This is a genomic window from Micromonospora sp. R77, assembly GCF_022747945.1.
Classification (GTDB): Bacteria; Actinomycetota; Actinomycetes; order Mycobacteriales; family Micromonosporaceae; genus Micromonospora.
This window is the reverse complement of sequence record NZ_JALDST010000001.1, coordinates 5,044,175-5,064,230: the sequence shown is the minus strand read 5'-3', so window position 1 is coordinate 5,064,230 and position 20,056 is coordinate 5,044,175. Positions and strand designations below refer to the sequence as shown.

Sequence of the window (20,056 nt, the reverse complement as noted above, 5' to 3'; positions counted from 1 at the left end):
GGTCGGGGTCGCGCGTCGGTCGCCGGGAGGCGGACCGGCGGGTGCCGCCGGCGGGGCGGGGTCGCTGTGGTGACCACGGCCGGCCTGGCGCAGCCAGTCCGCCGGCCGCTCCGGTCGGTTGCTCCTGGTGTCGCCGGTCTCGTGCCGTCCGCCGGTGGTCTCCGGCGTGGCCGGCGCGGCGGCGCGGCGGCCGACCGGCGCGTCCGGGCCCGGCCCGGGGCGACGACCGGTGGACGGGTCCGCGTTCGGCGTCCGGACGCCACGGCCCTCCGGGGCGGGCGGGGGGTTGCCGTTCGCCACCGGCGGCGGCGCGCTGCCGGGCACCGGCGGCGCGTTGCCGCTCCTCGGCACGGGTACCGCGGCGCCACCGCCGGGCACCGGCGGCGCGTTGCCGCTCACCGGCACCGAGCCGGTGTTGCCGCTCCTCGGCACGACGGGCACGACCGGCTCCCCGGCCCGGCGGCGACCGGCAGGCGGCGGCACGGGCCCGGCTCCGGTCGGGCCGGGCACCGTCGGTACCGCTCCGGTGCCGGTCACCGGGTCCGGCGGCCCGGCCGGCCCCCGGCGGCGGCCCGGCTCCGGGTCACCGCCCGGGACACGCGGCGACGCGGCTCTCGGGTCGGCGCCCGGGCGACCGGCGGCGGGCGGCGTGGCGCGGGGACCGGGGGCGGGCGGCGTGGCACGAGGGTCGGGGGCGGTGTCGGCCGGGCCGCTGCGACGGCGCGGGACCCTCGGTGTCGCTGCCGCCCCGGCCCATTCCGGGGACCGCGCGGCCGGCGGGATCGGTGCCGTCGGGAACCGGGGCGCCCCGCACCGGCCACGCCGGGTCCGTCGGCGTGGCCTCGGCCGGCCGGGCCGGGCTGCGGGCCGGGACGTGATCCGGCTGCCGGCGCCGCGGGCCAGCCGCCCGCGGGTCGCGCCGTTCCGGGTCGGTCACCGGATGCCGCGACACCAGGCTGTGCCGGCCGCGGCTGTCCTTCCGGCGCGCCGGCCCGGCCGTGCTGGCCGGTCGGGGAAGGGGCGACGGGAGCGTGCTGGCCGGTGGGTCCGTCAGCCGGGCGCCGGGGCGGACGGGACTGCTGGGGTGGCCCGTCCCGGGGACGACGGACGGGTGGCGCCTCGGGCGAGCCGGGCCACGGCCCGTCGACGGGGCGGGGCCGGGCGATCGGTTCCGCCGTACCCCGGCGGTTCGGTGGGACGGCCGGGCCGGCGGGCGCGTCCCGGTGGACGGGCGGGCCGTCCGGGCGGACGGCACCGGGCGGTGGCCCGGATCCCGGACGCGGCGGCCGTGCCGGGTCGGCGCCGGGCGCGGCCCGGGGCCGGGTGGGACCGCGCCCCGGGGCGGGACCGGTCCTGGCGCTCCGCCGGGGCCGAGGTCGGCGCGCTCCTGCTTGGCGGTACGGAGGTCGTCGATCCAGCCGAACTCCTCGCCGACGGCGGCTTCCCCGGGTTCGGGGTCCGCCTTGCCCCGCCCCCACCGGCGGCCCTTGGCACGGGAGTCGCGCCGCTCGTCGGCACCGTCCTCGGGTCGCTCCGGACCACGCGCCATCACTGCTGCCCCTCCTCGACGGCGTCGCTGCCGCCCTCATCCGCCGCGCTGACCTGTTCGGTGCCTGCCGGGCGACGACCGTTCACGGTGGCCGGCGCGGGTGCCTCCGCGCGGACGGTCGGCGTGGGCAGCCCCCGGACGATACGGCGCAGCAACGGCAGGCGGGTGGCCACCGACCGCTCGGCGCCGTGTCCGCTGGGCTCGTAGTAGTCGGTCCCGACGAGGTCGTCCGGAGCGTACTGCTGGGTGACCACACCCCGGTGGTCGTCGTGCGGGTAGCGATAGCCGGCGCCGTGCCCGAGCCCCCGGGCGCCGGCGTAGTGCGCGTCCCGCAGGCCACGGGGCACCGGCCCGCCCCGTCCGGCCCGTACGTCGGCGATGGCCGCGCCGATGGCGGTGGTGGCCGAGTTGGACTTCGGGGCGGTGGCCAGGTGGATCACGGCCTGGGCGAGGTTGAGCTGCACCTCGGGCAGACCGACGTACTCCACGGCGTGGGCGGCGGCGGTGGCGACCTGGAGCGCGGTCGGGTCGGCCATCCCGACGTCCTCGCTGGCGAAGATCACGAGCCGGCGGGCGATGAACCGGGCGTCCTCCCCGGCGACCAGCATCCGGGCCAGCCAGTGCAGCGCGGCGTCGACGTCCGAGCCGCGCATGCTCTTGATGAACGCGCTGGTCACGTCGTAGTGCGCGTCGCCGTCCCGGTCGTAGCGCACGGCGGCCACGTCGACCGCCCGCTCGGCGGTGGCCAGGTCGATCCGGCCGGTGCCGAGCGCCGTCGCGGTGGCCGCGGCGGCCTCCAGCGCGGTCAGCGCCTTACGGACGTCACCGGCGGCCAGCCGGACCAGGTGGTCCTCGGCGTCGGTGGCCAGGGTGAGCGCGCCCCGCAGCCCGCGTTCGTCGGCGACCGCCCGGCGCAGCAGGCCACGGACGGCGTCGTCGTCCAGCGGCTGCAGGGTGAGCAGCACACACCGGGACAGCAGCGGCGAGATGACCGAGAAGTACGGGTTCTCGGTGGTCGCCGCGAGCAGGGTCACGGTCCGGTCCTCGACGGCGGCCAGCAGCGAGTCCTGCTGGGTCTTGCTGAACCGGTGCACCTCGTCGATGAAGAGCACGGTCGGCGGCCCGCCCGCGCGCCGCTGCCGCCGCGCGGTGTCGATCACCGCCCGGACGTCCTTCACCCCGGCGGAGAGCGCCGACATGGCGACGAACCGGCGGTCGGTGGCCCGCGCGACCAGGTGCGCGATGGTGGTCTTGCCGCTGCCCGGCGGCCCCCAGAGGATCACCGACATGGGCGCGTCGCCGCCGACCAGCTGACGCAGCGGCGCGCCGGGGGCGAGCAGGTGGCCCTGCCCGACCAGCTCGTCGAGGGAGGCGGGCCGCATCCGGACGGGCAGCGGGGAGTCCTCGCCGGGGGCGGTGAGGCCGTCGACACCGGCGGGACCCGCGGCGGCGCCGGGCGCGCCGGCGGGTCCGCCGAGGGTGAAGAGGGCGTCGGATTCCATCACCGAAGACAGTACCGGGCCCGGTCCGCGACGCCGGAATCGCGCCGCGGGCCGGGCCCGGGATGGTCTTTTCCGGTCAGCCGCGACCGGGACGACGGCCCCGGTACCAGCGGCCACCGCCACCGCCGCCACCGCCGCGCGGGCCGGAGCCGACGCCGGCCAGGTAGAGCGAGAGCAGCAGGAAGCCGATCAGCATGAGGGTGTGCGTGTTGAACAGATCCGGCGCGCCGAAGTTGGTGTTGAGGAAGTCGATGAGCAGCGCGAAGCCGAACACGACGGCCGCGAGAATGGCGAGCATTTTCGTATCCTCCGGTGGGGGTTACCAGTGGGTCGGCGCTGATGTACCCAATCGGTCTGTTCGTCAATCTCCACCGTGGAACGGCAGGTTCCGGCGGCCGCACCGGCCAGGTCCGGACCGTTCTAGGCTGACGACATGATCACCGTCGACCAGGTCCTCACCGGACCGGCGGCCCTGCTGGCGGCCACCGGACACCACCCGTACGCCCGGCACGCGCTCCGGCGCGACCGCGCGGCGCACGGCTGGCGCCGGGACGGGACGGTGGCCTGGCTGATCGCGCCGGATCAGGGACCGGCGGGCGCGGCGCTGGGTGCGGCCGGCCCGGCGGTTGACCTGTTCGCCGCCCTCCTGGCGGACGGGACGCTCCGCCCGGGCCGACGGCTGCACCTGCCCGGCACCTCGGCGGAGGAGCTGGCCGGCCGGTTGACCGTCGACCGGCTCGACCAGTGGGAGTTCCGGTGGACGACCGCACCCCCGCCGCCACCGCCGGAGGAGGACCGGGTGGTCCGCCTCGGTGCGGCCGACCACCCCGCCCTCGCCGCACTGATCGAGGAGTCGTTCCCCACCAGCACCTCCCGGCCGGGCGATCCCGGGATCGTCGACTGGTACGGCATCCGCGACGGCGACCGCCTGGTGGCCTGCGGGGCGGACCGCAGCCGGGGCGACATCGGCTTCCTGGCCGGCCTGACCGTGGCGACCGACCGGCGGGGCCGGGGCCTCGGCGCGGCGCTGACCGCCGGGATGACCCGGGCGCTGTTCGCCCGGTACGACCACGTGGCGCTCGGCGTCTACACCGACAACGTCGGCGCGCTCCGGCTCTACCGTGGGCTCGGCTTCACCGGCACCGAGCCGCGCACCTCGGTCCGGCTGGGCTGAGCGCCCGGGGGCGTACCGCTGCGGTCGGCGGTCGCGGTCCGGCCCGCCCGCCAGGCCGGCAGGTAGAGCGGGGCGGCCAGGGCGAGCACCACCGCGCCGACGACCATGGCGACACTGACGCTGGTGCGGTCGGCCACGGCGGCCAGCACGACCATGCCGAGCGCCCCGGCAGGCTGGGCCATCATCGAGTTCAGCGAGAGCACGCTGGTCCGGTACGGCCCGTCGACCTGGCGGTGCAGCAGCCCGGCGTGCAGCGGGTTGGACGCGCCGTGCACGGCGTAGCAGGCCAGGTAGGCCACCAGCACGCCGACCGGGCCGGCGAGGAGCCCCATCCCGACCACGGTCGCACCCTGCAGGATCCGCATCAGCGCGGCGGCGGGCGCCGCGCCGACCCGGCGCAGCAGCAGCGGGGTCAGGGCGGCGCCGGCCGCGTTCGCCAGCCAGGCCACCGAGCTGGCCGGCCCGAGCAGCACCGCGGCCCGGTCGGCGTCGCCGACCGCCTCGGCGAGCCGCAGCGGCAGCAGCGACTCGAAGGTGACCATCCCGAAGCCCCAGAACAGCTCGACGCAGACCAGGGCGAGCAGCACCCGGTTGCGGCGCAGCAGCCCGACCGCCTGACCGACCATCCGGGGCGCCTCGGCGACCGAGGCGCGCAGCGCACCGGCGCCCCGGGCCGGCCGGACCTCGACCAGCAGGGCGAGCACGGCGACCAGGGCCACCGCCTGGAGGGCGATGGCGACCAGCACGGGCAGGGTGAGCGCGCTGACCGGTCCGACCGGGCCGAGCGCGATCAGGCCACCGCTGAGCAGGGCGCCCGCGCCGATGGCGACGCCGATGACGGTGCCGGCGTGGCCGAGGCCGCGCTCGTAGCCGGCGTCCGGGTCGGCGGCGAGGGTGGCGTCGACGTACCAGGACTCCAGGGGGCCGCTGTCCAGCGCGCGGTAGACGCCCTGCAGGGCCCAGGACAGGAAGAAGAGCCAGAACGAGTCGGCCACCGCGAAGACGGCCAGCGAGACGAGGCACACCATCCAGGCGGTCACCAGCACCGGCTTGCGGCCGAGCGCGTCGGCGAGGCCACCGGTCGGCAGTTCCAGCGCCAGCACGATCAGGCCCTGGGCGGTGCTGACCAGGCCGATCTGGGTGAGCGACAGGCCGCGCTCCTGCATCAGCAGGATCATCACGGGGATCATCAGGCCGGTGGGCAGCCAGCGCAGGCCGTACAGGGTGAGGTAGCGAAACCGGACCTGGCGTCCGGACAGGGCGCTCACGGCCGTCCCTTCAGCAGTGGGTACGCGGCGAGGAAGAGCTGCACCGACGTGGCGTCCGACGCGGCGGGATCCGGCTCGGCCCGGTAGCGCTCCAGGACCTGCCACAGCTCCGCCTTGAGCGCCTCGAGCCGGGCCGGCGAGATGGTCAGGAAGGCGTCGCCCATGCCGAGGGCGTCCCGCCAGGCGGGTGACCACTCGTGCTGGACCGCGAACCAGCGCTCGGCGTGTTCGACGAGCAGGCGTACCTGGTCGCCCTGGATCCACTCGATGGCGGCCCGGGCGTCGGGATCGTCGTCGAAGTCGGTCGGCTCCCAGTTGGTGACGTCGTGGGCGGCCCGCCACCAGCGCTGCCGGCCGGTGCCCCGGTCGGGGTCCTCGACGACGAGGCCGACGTCGGCGAGCTGCCGGAGGTGATAGCTGGTGGCACCGGTGTTGGTGTCGAGCAGCTGGGCGAGGGTGGTGGCGGTGGCCGGCCCGTGCACCCGCAGCGCGCCGACCAGTCGTAGGCGCAGCGGGTGGGCCAGCACCCGCACCTGGCGGTGGTCGATGCGGACCTCGCGCAGCGCCCGCCGGCTCTCCGGTGTGGAACTCTCCATGCCATGCACAATATCTGTGCACACTTTGTGTGCACAAGAAGTGTGCAAGATTCGACAGCGGCGGGTGGACCGGTCAGCGGGCGAGGAGTTCGCGGACGCCGCGCAGCCGGGTGCGGAGCAGGCCGGCGGCGCGGCGGGAGTCGAGGCGTACCTCGGTGGGGCGTGACGCCCCTGCGGCGGTGCCGGTGCTGGTCCTCATCCCGGCCGGGTCGACGCCCTCCCGGCGGGCCACCAGCAGGCCCAGCTCGGCGCGGCTCACCGTGTCCGGGCCGGCCACGTTGAGCGGGCCGGCGTAATCGGCGGGCACCAGTTCCAGGACGGCGGCGGCCAGGTCCGTCACGTCGACCGGGCAGCGCAGCTCGTCGGTGAAGAGGGTGGCCCGGCCCGCGAGCGCGTCGCGGCAGAGCTGGATCTGCTTGCTCCCCTCCCCCACGATCAGCGAGGTCCGCACCAGCACCGCCGCCGGGTCGATCGCCCGTACCGCGGTCTCCGCCGCCGCCTTGGCCGCCCCGTACGGGAAGACCGGCGTGGGCGGCTCGTCGTCCAGGTAGGGCGTGTCCCGGCCGGCGTGCAGCGCGTCGCTGGACAGGTGCACCAGGCGGGCACCCACCTCGGCGGCGGCGTACGCGACGTGCGCCGCCCCGTCGGCGGTGACCGCCCAGTCGGCGTACCGGTAGGGGGTGCCGATCACGGCGTCGGGGCGTACCCGGGTGACCAGCGCACGCACGGCGGCCCGGTCGGTGACGTCGAGCCCCCGGGCCTCCACCCCCGGCACCGCGACCGCCGCCGAGTGGTACGTCCCCACCACCCGCCACCCGCCCCCCACCGCCTGCCGACACACCTCCGCCCCGAGAAACCCACTAGCCCCCACCACCAGCACCGTCCCCATCCGACCCTCCGACTCCCCAGAAACGATCAAGAGGTTTGCGTCACGCCTGCCGGCGAATCATGACGCAAACCTCTTGATCAACAGGGTGAGGGCCCGGGGCCGGGTGGGGGTTAGACCGGGTCGGCCACCGGGGCGGCGGGGCCGGCGGTGCCGGTGTGGGGGGCGGCGGCGGCCTTGGGCTTGGCGTCGATGCCGGCCTCGGTGCGCTGCTGGGCGGTGATCGGGGTGGGGGCACCGGTCAGCGGGTCGAAGCCGCCGCGGGTCTTCGGGAAGGCGATGACCTCCCGGATCGAGTCGGCGCCGGCGAGCAGCATGCAGACCCGGTCCCAGCCGAAGGCGATGCCGCCGTGCGGCGGGGCGCCGTACTTGAACGCCTCCAGCAGGAAGCCGAACTTGTCCTGCGCCTCCTCCGGGGTGATGCCGAGCAGGTCGAAGACCCGCTGCTGCACGTCGCCCCGGTGGATACGGATGGAGCCGCCGCCGATCTCGTTGCCGTTGCAGACGATGTCGTACGCGTACGCCAGGGCCCGGTCGGGGGCCTCCTCGAAGCGGTCCATCCACTCGGCGTTCGGCGAGGTGAACGGGTGGTGCACGGCCGTCCAGCCGCCCTCGTCGGTGCGCTCGAACATCGGCGCGTCGACCACCCAGCAGAACGCCCAGGCGCTCTCGTCGACCAGCTTGGCCCGCTTGGCGATCTCGATCCGGGCCGCGCCGAGCAGCTCCTGCGCCTCCCGGGTGTTGGTGCCGGCGGCGAAGAAGACCGCGTCGCCCGGCTTCGCGCCGACCGCGTCGGCCAGCCCGGCCAGGTGCTCGGCGGAGAGATTCTTCGCGACCGGTCCCCGCGCCTCGCCGGTCTCCGCGTCGAGCACCACGTACGCCAGGCCCCGCGCGCCACGCGCCTTGGCCCAGTCCTGCCAGCCGTCCAGCTCCTTGCGGGTCTGGGACGCGCCGCCCGGCATGACGACCGCGCCGACGTACCCGCCCGCGTCGATCGCGCCGGCGAAGACCCGGAACTCGGTGCCGCGCAGGTAGTCGGTCAGCTCGGTCAGCTCGACGCCGTAGCGCAGGTCGGGCTTGTCGGAGCCGTACCGGGCCATCGCGTCGTGCCAGGTGATGCGCGGGATCGGCCGGGAGATCTCGTGCCCGGCCAGGTCCTTCCAGAGCGCCGAGACGATCGCCTCGCCGAGGTCGATCACGTCGTCCTCGGTGACGAAGGACATCTCGATGTCGAGCTGGGTGAACTCCGGCTGCCGGTCGGCGCGGAAGTCCTCGTCCCGGTAGCAGCGGGCGATCTGGTAGTACCGCTCCATGCCGCCGACCATCAGCAGCTGCTTGAACAGCTGCGGGGACTGCGGCAGGGCGTACCAACTGCCGGGCTGCAGGCGGACCGGGACCAGGAAGTCGCGGGCACCCTCCGGGGTGGACCGGGTGAGCGTCGGCGTCTCGATCTCCAGGAAGTCCCGCTCGTGCAGCACGCCCCGGGCGAGCTGGTTGGCCCGCGAGCGCAGCCGCATCGCCTTCGCCGGGCCGCCCCGGCGCAGGTCCAGGTAGCGGTACTTGAGCCGGATGTCGTCGCCGGCCTCGACCTGGTCGTCGACCGGCAGCGGCAGCGGGGCCGCCTCGGAGAGCACCTCCAGCTCGCTGGCGGTCACCTCGACCTCGCCGGTGGGCAGCTCCGGGTTCTCGTTGCCGGCCGGCCGGCGGGTCACCTCGCCGGTGACCTTCACACAGAACTCGTTGCGCAGCGCGTGCGCGTCCTCCTCGCGCAGGACCACCTGCACCACGCCGGAGGCGTCGCGCAGGTCGACGAAGATGACACCGCCGTGGTCGCGCCGGCGGGCCACCCAACCGGCGAGGGTCACCGTCGAGCCGGCGTCCGCCGCGCGCAGGCTTCCGGCATTGTGGGTACGGATCACGGCTTGCGTCTCCTCGTCTGCTGCTACGTCTTCCTCCCGCATTCTGTCAGCCGCCCCGCCCGCCCGGTTGCGGGGTAAGGAAGGGCCCCCTGTTAACGCCTCCGGTAGAGCAGGGGTCCCCTGTTAACACCGACACCGCGCCGTACCGTGTGTCGGTGCGCGTCGTACCGCCGTGGGCCCTGCTCTCCGCCGCCGCCGCGCCGGTCATGCTGATCGGCGGCTGGACCATCGCGGCGGCCCGGCAGCCCGGCGGCTTCGACCCGGTCGCCGGGACGATCAGCGCGCTCGCCGCGCGCGACGCCGCCGATCGCTGGATCAGGACGGCCGCCCTGCTCGGCCTCGGTCTGCCGAGCCACTGCGTGACCGCGGCCGGGCTGCGCCCGCTGCGCCGCGCCGGCCGGCTGCTGCTCGCTCGGCGGCGTCGCCACCGTCGGCGTCGCCGCGTTCCCGCTGCCGGCCGGGGGCGGCTCCTCGACCGCCACGGCGTCGCCGCCGCGGTCGCCTTCACCGCGCTGGCCCTCTGGCCGGCCGCCGCGGTCCTCGGCCGCCGCACGCCGGACCGCGCCGTCGGCCTCCCTGCGTCCGGGGGTACGACCGCAGCTGTGCTGCTGCTGGCGCTGGTCGGCTGGTTCGTGGTGGAACTGATCGCCGGTGGTCCCCGGGTCGGGCTGGCCGAGCGGTTGGCCGCCGGTGCGGAGGCGATCTGCCCGCTCCTGGTCGTGCTCGCCCTCCACCGCCCCCGTCGGGCACTGGAGGCCGGGTGTTAACAGGGGGCCCCTGCTCTACCGAAGGCGTTAACAGGGGGCCCGTGCTTACCCCTCGTCGGTGGGGAGCAGGTGGTGGACGGTGACGGGCTCCTCGGTGAGGGCCCGCGCGCGTTCCTCGGCCGCCCGGTCGGCGCCGGTGAGCCGGCCGCCGTGCTGGCGCAGATGCTCCTCCCAGGACGGCACCTGATAGACCTCGACGAAGCCGTGCGGCCGCTCACCGGCCCGGAACAGTCCCCACCGCATCGCCCCGGTACGCCGGCGGGACCGCCCCACGGCCTGCATCGCCTCGACGAACGCCCGCTGCCGCTCCGGCGGGACCGTGTAGGAGACGGTGACCAGCACCGGCCCGCCGCGCGGCTCGGCGTCGAGGGCGAGGTGCGGCTCCGGCCAGTAGGCGGCCGGGTTCCGGTCGACGCCGCCGGTCTCCCGCAGCGGCCAGAGCAGCACGCTCAGCGCGCCGACCGCCATCACCGCCCCGGCGACGGCGAGCGCGACGACGAGGCTGGTCACCTCGCCGAGCGCGCCCCAGGCCACCGCCCCGAGCGCCTGTCCACCGGCGAAGATCATCTGGTAGACGGAGAGGCCCCGGGCCCGCACCCAGCCGGGGAGGAAGAGCTGCATGGCGGCGTTGATGCTGGACATCACCGTCATCCAGGCCAGCCCGGCCGGGACCAGCGCGGCGACCGCCAGCAGCGGCACCGGCACCAGGGCGAGCACCAGCAGCACGGCGGCATAGAGCAGGCCGGCGAGCAGCAGCAGGTGGTTGCTGGTGAGCACCCGGCGGATCCGGGGCAGCACCAGGGCGCCGGCCACCGCGCCGACGCCGAGCGCGCCGAGCAGCACGCCGTAGCCGCCGGCGCCGAGACCGAGGCGGCGGCTGGCGACCAGCGGCAGCAGGGCCCAGAGCGCACTGCCGGGCACCACGAAGAGCGCGGCGCGCAGCAGGATCCGGCGCACCACCGGGGAGTGCCGGACGTACCGGCCGCCGGCCCGGAGCGCGGCGGTGAACCGTTCCGGCAGGTGGTCGGTGTCGGGCCGCTCGGGCCGCCAGCGCAGCAGGGCCACCGCGAAGATCACGAACGAGGCGGCGTTGACGGCGAAGACCACCGCGACGCCGGCCTGCGCCACCAGCAGACCGGCCACCGCCGGGCCGACGGAGCGGGCCAGGTTGACGCTGATCGAGCCGAGCGCGGCGGCGGAGACGAGCTGGGCGCGGGGTACCAGCTCCGGGATCACGGCCTGCCAGGCGGGCAGGGTGAGCGCCTGCCCGACCCCGAGGCCGAAGGTGAGGGTGAGCAGCAGGGCGGGCGGCATCCGGTCGGCCGCGGTGAGCGCGGTGAGCAGCACGCCGACCGCGGCCAGGAAACCCTGCACCCCGATCAGCAGCCGGCGCCGGTCCAGGGTGTCCGCGAGCGCCCCGGCCGGCAGCGCCAGCAGGAGTACGGGCAGCATGCTGGCGGTCTGCACCAGGGAGACCAGGGTCGGGGCGTTGGGCTGGTCCACCAGCAGCCACTGGGCGCCGACGGTCTGCATCCAGGTGCCGATGTTGCTGGCCAGCACCGCGAGCCAGAGGCTGCGGAACGCGGCGACGCGCAGCGGGGCCCAGGCGGACGCGGGATGCTCGGCGGTCGGTGTCACGGGGGTGCTCACCGGGCGGAACGTACCCCGCCGGGGCCGGCTCAGTCCGGTGATCCACGATCCCGGCGGGTCGGGCAGCGACCCCGGACGCGGAGCGGGCCGCCGGTCGCCCGGCGGCCCGCTCGCGAGAGGTCGATCAGTAGACGCTGACGCCGTAGACGCTCAGCGGCTCGGTGACCGGCTGGAAGTAGGTGGTGCCGCCGGAGGAGCAGTTGCCGCTGCCGCCGGAGGTGAGGCCCAGGGCGGTGGTGCCGGCGAAGAGCGAGCCGCCGCTGTCGCCACCCTCGGCGCAGACGTTGGTCCGGATCAGGCCGGAGACGGAGCCCTCGGCGTAGTTCACCGTGGCGCCGGTGGCCTGGACGGAGCCGCTGTGCACGCCGGTGGTGCTGCCGCTGCGCTTGACGGCCTGGCCGACGTACGCGTTGCCGGCGCTGGTGATGTCCTGGTAGCTGCCGTTGTAGAGGTAGACGTTGCCGGGCGGCGTGCTGCCGTTGGTGTAGCGCACGATGCCGTAGTCGTTGCCCGGGAAGCTGGTGCCGGCCCGGCTGCCCAGCACGGTGGTCTGGCTGGAGTTGGAGTACCAGGTCGTGCCGAGGTTGGTGCAGTGCCCGGCGGTGAGGAAGTAGTAGGTCGTGCCGCTGCGGACGTTGAAGCCGAGCGAGCAGCGGTAGCCACCGGTGTAGATGGCCTGGCCACCGGAGAGGCGCTTGCTCAGCACGCCGGGCTCGGAGACGACCCGGACCGCGCCGTTGGTGCGGGCGGCGGCGGCCTTCACCTTGTCCAGCTTGGCGCCGGTGACGGTGCTGTCGACGGAGACGACGACCTGGTTGGTGGCCGCGTCGGTCCACCACGCGGTGCCGGGGATCCGGGCGGACCGCTCGAGTTCGCTGGTGGCGGCCTTGAGGGCGGCGGCGCCCCGGGTGACCAGCTTCGGGGTGGCGCCGGCGGCGCGGACCGCGCGGGCGGCGGCGGCGTCGGTGACGGCCACGACCATCGTGCCGCTGGCGTCGGCGTACGTGCCGGCGGCGCGGTCGCCGAGCCGCTGGGCCAGGCTGGCCGCGGCGTCGGGCGAAGCGGGCGAGGAGGGGCGGCCTGGGCGGGCGCGCCGAGCAGCGCGGCCGGCAACCAGGGTTCCGGCGACGGCGACGGTGACGGCGCGACGGAGCGATGACCTCGTGGGTCGCATGTACAGCCTCCCGGATGGGGGATGGGGGCCCCGCACGTGGCGGGCCCTGGACCAACCCGGCCGAGCTGGGGGAACCGGTCGGGCTGGAGTGAAGTATTCACATATTTAAGATCGTTGACAAGAGTCGCCTACGTCCGAATTCACCCAACGGCCACATGTAACACCGTCGCCACATTGTGGACACAGACTGTCATCTATACGATCCGGTCACCGTCGCATTCCCGGCACCCGAGAACCGGAGGCCACGATGACCATCCCCCGACGCCTGCTGGCCACCCTCGCCAGCCTCACCGCCCTCGTCCTGCTCGGCGCCGACCCGGCCGCCGCAGCCGCCACCCCACCGCCCAACTCGATGGCCAGCCTGGGCGACTCGATCACCCGGGGCTTCAACGCCTGCGGCTGGTACGTCGACTGCACCTCGCGGTCGTTCAGCACCGGCGACTACGCGAGCGTGAACAGCCAGTACCTGCGCATCCGCGCGGTCAACGCCGCGATCCAGGGGCGCAACCACAACGACGCCCGCAGCGGCGCGAAGTCCGCCGACATGTACGGCCAGGCCGGCACCGCGGTCAGCCAGGGCGTCGAGTACGTCACCCTGCTGATCGGCGCGAACGACGCCTGCACCGGCTCCGAGTCGACGATGACGCCGGTGTCGACGTACCGGGCGAACATCGACAGCGCGCTCAACCGGATCAAGGCGGGCCTGCCGGCCGCCCGGGTCCAGGTGATCAGCGTGCCGGACATCTACCGCCTCTGGTACATCGGCAAGGACAGCGGCAGCGCCCGCAGCACCTGGTCGGCCTTCGGCATCTGCCAGTCGATGCTGGCCAACCCGACCTCCACCGCGCAGGCCGACGTCGACCGGCGGGCCCGGGTCCGGCAGCGGGTGATCGACTTCAACACCCAGCTCGCCCAGGCCTGCGCCGCGTACGGCGCGAACTGCGACTTCGACGACAACGCGGTGTTCAACTACCCGTTCGTGCTCGGCCAGGTCTCCACCTGGGACTACTTCCACCCGAACACCAGCGGCCAGGCGGTGCTGGCCAGCATCTCGTACGCCGGCGGTTTCGGCTGGTAGCCCCTCCGGGCGGCGCGCGGGCGGCCGGACCGCCCGCGCGGCGACCGCGCCGGGTCAGCTCCGGCGGCGCGCTCCCGGGCCGGCCGGGGCAGCACCTCGCGCGGGTCGGCCACCTCGTGCCCCTCGGCGCAGCGCAACTCGGCGCGGACCTCGGCGCCGCAGTCCCGGTGCGTCACGCGCAGCGGCGAGCCCTCCGGATCGGCGAGGTAGCGGTCCCCCCAGCCGAGGACGGCCACCAGCACCGGCCACAGGTCGAGGCCCTTGTCGGTGAGCCGGTACTCGTGCCGCTCCCGGCTGCCCGGCTCCCGGTACGGCTCCCGGCGCAGCACGCCCTGCTCGACCAGCATGGCGAGCCGGTTGGTGAGCACCTGCCGAGGGATGCCGGTGCGGACCCGCATGTCGTCGAAGCGGCGGATGCCGTTGAAGACCTCGCGGAGCACCACGAGGGTCCAGCGCTCGCCGAGGATCTCCATCGCGCGGGCGATGGTGCAGTTCTCCACCGACCAGTCCAGTGCCGCGGGTCTCATGCCGACCAGGCTAGGTCTGATTGACAGACCCAGCAACGCGTTGCAGGCTGAGTCCATGACACAGACGCAGGACCGTAGCCGCACCTTCACCTGGGCCGACCCGGCGGCCGGCGCGGCCCACGTCGGCCGGCGCAGCGGTCTGGAGCTGCTGCACGCCATGATCGCCGGCGAACTCGCCGCACCGCCGATCATGCACCTGATCGACATGGCCCGGATGGAGGCCGAGGAGGGCCGGGTCGCCGTGGAACTGGTCCCCCAGGAGTTCCACTACAACCCGCTCGGCACCGTCCACGGCGGCGTCATCTCCACGCTGCTCGACACCGCCGCCGCCTGCTCGGTGCACACCACCCTGCCGGCCGGCGTCGGCTACACCTCGCTGGACCTGAACGTGAAGTTCCTCCGCCCGGTGACGGTCGCCAGCGGCCTCCTGCGCTGCGAGGGCACCGTCCTGCAGCGGGGCCGCCGCACCGCGCTGGCCGAGGCCCGCCTCACCGACGGCCGGGGCCGCCTCGTCGCCCACGCCACCTCCACCTGCCTCCTCTTCCCCCTCGACACCCCCGCCTGACCCCCCTCCACCCGCACGACCGTCCCGCCCGCCCGCACGACCGTCCCGCCCGCCCGCACGACCGCGCCGCGCCGCCCGCACGAGGGGCCTATTTCCCGGAAAAAGTGGCATCGGGACGCGGAATGGCCACTCTTTCCTGGAAAAAGTGGCCATTCCGCGTCGGGCGCGGAGCCCAGAGCGGGCGCGGAGGGCCGGAGCCGGCGCGGAGGGCCGGAGTCGGCGCGGAAGGCCGGAGTCGGCGTGGTCAGGCGCGGGTGGTGGCGAGGCGGGCGGCGCGGGCGGCGCGCTTCTCCTCGAAGCGGGACGCGCCGCGCTCCAGGTCGTCCAGGTGGGCGGCGATCTGGTCGCGGGCGGTCTCGCCGTCGGCGTCCAGGCCCGTCACATCGAAGACGTCCCACTGGCGCAGCACCGGCACGACCACCTCGTCGCGGTGCTGACGCAGGTCGTAGATGCCGGCCAGGGCGATCGCCACGGACTTGCGGGCGAAGCCCTCGATGCCGACGCCGGGCATCTGGAAGTCGGCGAGCACGTCGGCGACCGCCCGCATCGCCTGGCTCGGGGCCAGCTCGAACGCCGCGCCGAGCAGGTTGCGGTAGAAGACCATGTGCAGGTTCTCGTCGGCGGCCACCCGGGCCAGCAGCGCCTCGCACGCCGGGTCGCCGGTCGCCCGACCGGTGTTGCGGTGCGAGATCCGGGTGGCCAGCTCCTGGAAGGAGACGTACGCCAGCGAGTGCAGCACCTCGTCCCCGTGGGCGTTCTGGTAGCCCTCGGACATGTGGACCATCCGGGCCCGCTCCAGGGCCACCGGGTCGACGGCCCGGGTCACGGTCAGGTAGTCGCGGATCGCCGTGCCGTGCCGCCCCTCCTCGGCGGTCCACCGGTGCACCCAGGTCCCCCACGCCCCGTCGCGCCCGAAGAGCGTCGCGATCTCGTGGTGGTACGAGGGCAGGTTGTCCTCGGTGAGCAGGTTGACGATCAGCGCCGTGCGGGCCACGTCGGAGATGCCGCTGTCCTGCGGAGACCACGGCTCGCCGCCGAGTGGGCCGTCGAAGGTGCGGCCCTCGCTCCACGGGACGTACTCGTGCGGGAACCACTCCTTGGTCATGGTCAGGTGCCGGTCGAGGTTGGTGGCGACGACGGGTTCGAGTTCGCGCAGCAGCGCGGTCTGGCTGAGTGCGGTCAACGGGGCCTCCCTACGGTGGCGTAACTTACGCCACCGTAGGGCCCCGCGGCCGTACGCGCGAGTAATAGCTCAGCTGACCAGCGGCTTCAGGTCCGCCCGGGGCGGCATCCACTCCCCCGCCGCCGCGGCGACCTGCTCCCCGGATCGGATGTCCTTCACCTGGTCGCCGTCGGCGCCCGGGAACCAGACGTACGGGATGCCGCGCCGCTCGGCGTACCGGATCTGCTTGCCGAACTTCGCCGCGCTCGGCGACACCTCGGTGGGTACGCCGCGCGAGCGCAGCGCCTCCGCGACCCGGTTGCTCGCCGCACGCTCGTCCTCGTTGGTGACGGCGACCAGCACGCAGGTCGGCACGCTCCGCGACACCGTCAGCGCCTCGGCCCCGAAGAGCAGGCCGAGCAGGCGGGTCACCCCGATCGAGATGCCCACCCCGGGGAACGAGACGGTGCCGGAGCTGGCCAGGTTGTCGTACCGGCCGCCGGAGCAGATCGAGCCGAACCGCTCGTAACCCACCATCTGCGTCTCGTAGACGGTGCCGGTGTAGTAGTCCAGGCCGCGGGCGATCCGCAGGTCGGCGACGCAGAGCCCGGGCGAGTGCGCGACCGCCGTCTCCATCACCGCGACCAACTCGGCGAGCCCTTCGTCGAGCAGCGGGTCGCTCACCCCGAGGGCGCGTACCGCGTCGGCGAAGGAGGCGTCCGGCGCGGAGATCTCGGCCAACGCCAGGGCCGCCTTGGCCTGCGCCTCCGTCGCCCCGGCCGTCTCGCCGAGCAGCTCGGCCACCTTCGCCGGGCCGATCTTGTCGAGCTTGTCCACCGCGCGCAGCGCCGCCGCCGGGTCGTCGATCCCGACGCCCCGGTAGAAGCCCTCGCAGATCTTGCGGTTGTTCACCTGGATCCGCACCGGCGGGATCGGCAGCGACCGCAGCGCGTCGCCGATCACCAGCGGCATCTCCGCCTCGTAGTGCGCCGGCAGCGTGTCCCGGTCGACGATGTCGATGTCGGCCTGGAGGAACTCCCGGTAGCGCCCCTCCTGCGGGCGCTCACCCCGCCACACCTTCTGGATCTGATAGCGGCGGAACGGGAACTGCAGCTTGCCGGCGTTCTCCAGCACGTACCGGGCGAACGGCACGGTCAGGTCGAAGTGCAGCCCCAGCGAGTCGTCGCCGGCCGGACCGTCGGCGTCGGCCTGCAACCGGCGCAGCAGGTAGACCTCCTTCGAGGTCTCCCCCTTGCGCAGCAGCTGGTCGAGGGGCTCGACCGAGCGGGTCTCCAGCGGGGCGAACCCGTACAGCTCGAAGGTGCCGCGGATCCGGTCGAGGACGAACTGCTCGATCATCCGCTGGGCGGGCGTCCACTCCGGGAAGCCGGAGATGGGCGTGGGCTTGCTCATGGCGTACTCCTTGATCCCGCGCGGTCCGCGCGGGCCGTCGTGATCGCGGCGGTCTACAGGCCGCGGGTGGGCGCCGGGCGCGCGCCGCCGGTCCCCGCCACCTCTCGGAGGTACGGGTTGGTCGCGCGCTCGCGGCCGATGGTGGTCGCGGGGCCGTGGCCGGGCAGGACGACCGTGTCGTCGGCCAGCGGGAGGACCTTCTCCCGCAGGCTGGACAGCATCCGGGGCATGCTGCCGCCCGGCAGGTCGGTGCGGCCGATCGAGCCGGCGAAGAGCACGTCCCCGGAGAGGCAGACCTGCTCGGCCTCCCAGGGCGAGCCCGCGCCGGGCAGTCGGAACAGCACCGACCCGCCGGTATGGCCCGGCGCGTGGTCGACGGTGATCTCCAGGCCGGCCAGGGCCAGGGTGGCGCCGTCGGTCAGCTCGGCCACGTCGTCCGGCTCGGTGTAGGGCAGCCGCCCGCCGAAGAGCTGGGTGAGGTCCATCGAGAGCGCCTTGGCCGGATCGGCCAGCAGCTCCCGGTCGTCCGGGTGGACGTACGCCGGGATGCCGCGCGCGCCGCAGACCGGGGCGACGGAGAACGTGTGGTCGAGGTGGCCGTGGGTGAGCAGCACCGCGGCCGGGTGCAGGCGGTGTTCGGCCAGCACGGCGTCGAGCCGGTCGAGCACCCCGATGCCGGGATCGACCACCACGCACTGCTCCCCCGGCGCGGTCGCCACCACGTAACAGTTGGTGCCGAAGGCGTCCGCGGGAAAGCCGGCCACGAGCACGTCCGCTCCCCTTCCGTCGAGTCGTCCCCGGTCAGCCTAGCCGCCCCGCCGAACGGATTCCGCCGACCCAGCCGTCCCGCCCGCCCCACCGGCACAGTGACGCAGCCCGATAAAGCCAGGCCGCACCTCGTACACGACTTTCCCAGCCGCTACCCGTACACTCTGGCGGGCGTGTGGCGTGGCGCACCTGCCGCCCGACGGGCGGACCACGCCCGAGCGCCGCCGACGACCAGGGTAGAGGAAGGGGAGCACGGGTGGCTTCCAGCAGGGACCGGGCGCGCAAACTGGCGCGTGCCAAGCTCGACCGGCAGCTCGCCCGGCGGGCCGCCGCCGCGAAGCGGCGCCGGCAGATCCAGGCCGGCGTGGGCGCCGCCCTCGTGCTGGCACTGATCGTGGTCGGCTCGGCGTGGGCGCTGGGCGCGTTCGACTCCGACCCGGAGAAGAAGAAGGCGGCCCAGGACGTCTGCGTGTGGACCCCACAGGACGGCGGCGGCAACACCAACCTCAAGGACGTCGGCACCCCGGCCACCACCGGTCTGCCCACCGCCGGCACCCGCCCGATGACCGTCACCACCAACCAGGGCGGCCCGATCACCGCCGCGCTGAACCTGACCGCCGCCCCGTGCGCCGGGGCGAGTTTCGCCCACCTGGCCGGTCGCTCGTTCTTCGACAACACCAAGTGCCACGAGATCACCGCCGAGGGGGCGCTGCACTGCGGCGACCCGAGCGGCACCGGCATCGGCGGCCCCACCTACACGTTCTACGACGAGAACGTCCCCGTGCCGGTGCCGAGCGGGTCCGGCAAGCCGGCGTACCCGAAGGGCACGGTGGCGCTGGTCGCCAACCCACCGGGCGCCAACGGCAGCCAGTTCCTGCTCTTCTTCAAGGACTACAACCCGGCCAAGCCGGTCTACCCGGTGATCGGCAAGGTCACCGCCGGCCTGGACGTGCTGACGAAGATCGGTGCCCTGCCGACCGTGGACAATGGGAGTGGGGCCAAGGTCAAGCCGAAGACCGACGTGGTGATCAAGAGCCTCACCGTCGGCGAGGTGGCCGACACCCCGGCCGCCACCGGCGCCTCCACCACGACGCCGTCGGCCACCCCCAGCGCCGGCTGATCCGGCCCACCACACCACCGCAGCGTCCGCGCGGCGAGACAGTCCAGGAGGAGCGACGTGACGTCCACGAGAGAGCGGCAGCGCGCGGCGGCGCGGGCCCGCCTCGAGCGGGAGATGGCCGAACGCGCGGCCAAGGCCCGCAAGCGCCGGCAGACCCAGGCGATCGTCGGGGCCGGCGCGGTCCTGCTGCTCGTGGTCGCCGGCACCGTCTGGCTGGCCACCGCCCTCGGTGGCGACGACGACAAGAAGCAGAACACCGCCGCTTCGGGCGGGGCGGCGCAGTGCGCCTACCCCGAACTCCCGAAGGAGGCGCTCAGCAAGCAGATCAAGGACGTCGGGCTGCCGGAGACCCAGCAGCGCAACACCGGCACCCAGACCATGACGATCGACACCAACCTGGGCCCGATCACCGCGAAGATCGACCGCAGCAAGGTGCCCTGCACCGCCGGCAGCTTCACCCACCTGGCCAGCAAGGGCTTCTTCGACAACACCAAGTGCCATCGGCTCGTCACCGAGGGCATCAAGGTGCTGCAGTGCGGCGACCCGAGTGTCACTGGTAAGGGCTGGCGGCAGACCGACGGCACCGGCGGCCCGAGCTACCGGATGGCCGAGGAGAACCTGCCCACCGACCAGCGCCCCGCCTATCCGGAGGGCGTGATCGCGATGGCCAAGACGCAGGATCCGGGCACTACCGGCAGCCAGTTCTTCATCGTCTACGGCGACTCGCAGCTCGACCCGAACTACACCGTGCTCGGCAAGATCACCGGTGGACTGGACCTGGTGAAGCAGGTCGCTGCGGTCGGTAGCGACAACGTGAACCAGAAGGGCGATGGTCACCCGAAGAAGGAAGTCGTCATCAACAAGCTGACGATGAGCGACATCCAGGGCTGATCCACCCCGTACGACGAAGCGCCCGCCGGCTCCAGCCGGCGGGCGCT

General features: G+C 74.4%; 17 protein-coding genes and 1 pseudogene. 6 read left to right on the top strand and 12 right to left on the bottom strand.

Annotation, left to right across the window (positions count from 1 at the left end; genetic code table 11):
* Positions 1-1,548: 1,548 nt before the first annotated feature.
* Both MRQ36_RS23860 and MRQ36_RS23855 read right to left on the bottom strand, forming a co-directional pair.
* Positions 1,549-3,051: a replication-associated recombination protein A gene (locus MRQ36_RS23860; RefSeq protein WP_242798881.1), complete on the bottom strand. Its 1,503-nt coding sequence runs from the start codon at positions 3,049-3,051 to the stop codon at positions 1,549-1,551.
* A gap of 76 nt (positions 3,052-3,127) precedes the next feature.
* A complete protein-coding gene (locus tag MRQ36_RS23855) occupies positions 3,128-3,349 on the bottom strand; it encodes a hypothetical protein (RefSeq protein ID WP_242798879.1) in 222 nt (73 codons plus the stop codon).
* 135 nt (positions 3,350-3,484) lie between these two features.
* Between MRQ36_RS23855 and MRQ36_RS23850 the strand changes: the two genes are divergently transcribed.
* Positions 3,485-4,225: a GNAT family N-acetyltransferase gene (locus tag MRQ36_RS23850; RefSeq protein WP_242798876.1), complete on the top strand. Its 741-nt coding sequence runs from the start codon at positions 3,485-3,487 to the stop codon at positions 4,223-4,225.
* Here MRQ36_RS23850 and MRQ36_RS23845 read toward each other — a convergent pair.
* The 4 genes from MRQ36_RS23845 to aspS all read right to left on the bottom strand — a co-directional run bounded on the left by MRQ36_RS23845 (position 4,168) and on the right by aspS (position 8,894).
* Complete coding sequence (locus MRQ36_RS23845) at positions 4,168-5,493, bottom strand: MFS transporter (RefSeq protein ID WP_242798874.1); 1,326 nt, start codon at positions 5,491-5,493, stop codon at positions 4,168-4,170. The genes MRQ36_RS23850 and MRQ36_RS23845 overlap by 58 nt on opposite strands.
* Positions 5,490-6,089: a helix-turn-helix transcriptional regulator gene (locus MRQ36_RS23840; protein ID WP_242798872.1), complete on the bottom strand. Its 600-nt coding sequence runs from the start codon at positions 6,087-6,089 to the stop codon at positions 5,490-5,492. The genes MRQ36_RS23845 and MRQ36_RS23840 overlap by 4 nt, the downstream gene beginning before the upstream one ends.
* A 73-nt stretch (positions 6,090-6,162) precedes the next feature.
* Positions 6,163-6,978: a sugar nucleotide-binding protein gene (locus tag MRQ36_RS23835; RefSeq protein ID WP_242798870.1), complete on the bottom strand. Its 816-nt coding sequence runs from the start codon at positions 6,976-6,978 to the stop codon at positions 6,163-6,165.
* A gap of 110 nt (positions 6,979-7,088) precedes the next feature.
* Positions 7,089-8,894 carry an aspartate--tRNA ligase gene (aspS, locus tag MRQ36_RS23830; RefSeq protein ID WP_242798868.1) on the bottom strand — a complete coding sequence of 602 codons (1,806 nt, stop codon included), beginning with the start codon at positions 8,892-8,894 and terminating at the stop codon, positions 7,089-7,091.
* Positions 8,895-9,049: 155 nt separating this feature from the next.
* On the opposite strand from aspS, the gene MRQ36_RS23825 reads away from it, so the two are divergent.
* Complete coding sequence (locus tag MRQ36_RS23825; protein WP_242798866.1) at positions 9,050-9,661, top strand: DUF998 domain-containing protein; 612 nt, start codon at positions 9,050-9,052, stop codon at positions 9,659-9,661.
* A 45-nt stretch (positions 9,662-9,706) separates the two neighbouring features.
* Here MRQ36_RS23825 and MRQ36_RS23820 read toward each other — a convergent pair whose 3' ends face one another.
* Both MRQ36_RS23820 and MRQ36_RS23815 read right to left on the bottom strand, forming a co-directional pair.
* On the bottom strand, positions 9,707-11,311 hold the full coding sequence (locus MRQ36_RS23820; RefSeq protein WP_242798864.1) for an MFS transporter: 1,605 nt from the start codon (positions 11,309-11,311) through the stop codon (positions 9,707-9,709).
* 124 nt (positions 11,312-11,435) lie between these two features.
* Entirely contained in the window at positions 11,436-12,485 is a 1,050-nt protein-coding gene (locus MRQ36_RS23815) for a S1 family peptidase (RefSeq protein WP_242798862.1), read from the bottom strand.
* A gap of 247 nt (positions 12,486-12,732) precedes the next feature.
* Between MRQ36_RS23815 and MRQ36_RS23810 the strand changes: the two genes are divergently transcribed.
* Positions 12,733-13,563 carry an SGNH/GDSL hydrolase family protein gene (locus tag MRQ36_RS23810; RefSeq protein WP_242798859.1) on the top strand — a complete coding sequence of 277 codons (831 nt, stop codon included), beginning with the start codon at positions 12,733-12,735 and terminating at the stop codon, positions 13,561-13,563.
* A 54-nt stretch (positions 13,564-13,617) separates the two neighbouring features.
* Here the strand turns inward: MRQ36_RS23810 and MRQ36_RS23805 are convergent.
* Positions 13,618-14,090: pseudogene (locus tag MRQ36_RS23805) on the bottom strand (winged helix-turn-helix transcriptional regulator).
* Positions 14,091-14,145: 55 nt separating this feature from the next.
* Between MRQ36_RS23805 and MRQ36_RS23800 the strand changes: the two are divergent.
* On the top strand, positions 14,146-14,655 hold the full coding sequence (locus tag MRQ36_RS23800) for a PaaI family thioesterase (protein WP_242798857.1): 510 nt from the start codon (positions 14,146-14,148) through the stop codon (positions 14,653-14,655).
* 244 nt (positions 14,656-14,899) lie between these two features.
* On the opposite strand, the gene MRQ36_RS23795 is transcribed toward MRQ36_RS23800, so the two are convergent.
* From MRQ36_RS23795 to MRQ36_RS23785, 3 genes are all read right to left on the bottom strand, one after another.
* Complete coding sequence (locus MRQ36_RS23795; RefSeq protein ID WP_242798855.1) at positions 14,900-15,838, bottom strand: acyl-ACP desaturase; 939 nt, start codon at positions 15,836-15,838, stop codon at positions 14,900-14,902.
* A gap of 69 nt (positions 15,839-15,907) precedes the next feature.
* The gene (gene hisS, locus MRQ36_RS23790) at positions 15,908-17,230 is read right to left on the bottom strand and encodes a histidine--tRNA ligase (protein WP_242798853.1); all 1,323 of its coding nucleotides are present in this window, start codon (positions 17,228-17,230) and stop codon (positions 15,908-15,910) included.
* Positions 17,231-17,283: 53 nt separating this feature from the next.
* The gene (locus MRQ36_RS23785; protein ID WP_242798851.1) at positions 17,284-18,000 is read right to left on the bottom strand and encodes an MBL fold metallo-hydrolase; all 717 of its coding nucleotides are present in this window, start codon (positions 17,998-18,000) and stop codon (positions 17,284-17,286) included.
* A gap of 254 nt (positions 18,001-18,254) precedes the next feature.
* Here MRQ36_RS23785 and MRQ36_RS23780 point away from each other — a divergent pair, with 254 nt between their 5' ends.
* Together MRQ36_RS23780 and MRQ36_RS23775 are read left to right on the top strand one after the other, a co-directional pair.
* Positions 18,255-19,118, top strand: coding sequence for a peptidylprolyl isomerase (locus MRQ36_RS23780; protein ID WP_242798849.1), 864 nt, complete (start codon positions 18,255-18,257; stop codon positions 19,116-19,118).
* Positions 19,119-19,175: 57 nt separating this feature from the next.
* Positions 19,176-20,009, top strand: coding sequence for a peptidylprolyl isomerase (locus MRQ36_RS23775; RefSeq protein WP_242798847.1), 834 nt, complete (start codon positions 19,176-19,178; stop codon positions 20,007-20,009).
* The last annotated feature ends 47 nt before the right edge of the window (positions 20,010-20,056 follow it).

Bases quoted from the DNA above. Each gene is read 5' to 3' on its own strand.
- MRQ36_RS23860 (WP_242798881.1), bottom strand. From the start codon at position 3,051: ATGGAATCCGACGCCCTCTTCACCCTCGGCGGACCCGCCGGCGCGCCC.
- MRQ36_RS23855 (WP_242798879.1), bottom strand. From the start codon at position 3,349: ATGCTCGCCATTCTCGCGGCCGTCGTGTTCGGCTTCGCGCTGCTCATC.
- MRQ36_RS23850 (WP_242798876.1), top strand. From the start codon at position 3,485: ATGATCACCGTCGACCAGGTCCTCACCGGACCGGCGGCCCTGCTGGCG.
- MRQ36_RS23840 (WP_242798872.1), bottom strand. From the start codon at position 6,089: ATGGAGAGTTCCACACCGGAGAGCCGGCGGGCGCTGCGCGAGGTCCGC.
- MRQ36_RS23835 (WP_242798870.1), bottom strand. From the start codon at position 6,978: ATGGGGACGGTGCTGGTGGTGGGGGCTAGTGGGTTTCTCGGGGCGGAG.
- MRQ36_RS23815 (WP_242798862.1), bottom strand. From the start codon at position 12,485: ATGCGACCCACGAGGTCATCGCTCCGTCGCGCCGTCACCGTCGCCGTC.
- MRQ36_RS23810 (WP_242798859.1), top strand. From the start codon at position 12,733: ATGACCATCCCCCGACGCCTGCTGGCCACCCTCGCCAGCCTCACCGCC.
- MRQ36_RS23800 (WP_242798857.1), top strand. From the start codon at position 14,146: ATGACACAGACGCAGGACCGTAGCCGCACCTTCACCTGGGCCGACCCG.
- hisS (WP_242798853.1), bottom strand. From the start codon at position 17,230: ATGAGCAAGCCCACGCCCATCTCCGGCTTCCCGGAGTGGACGCCCGCC.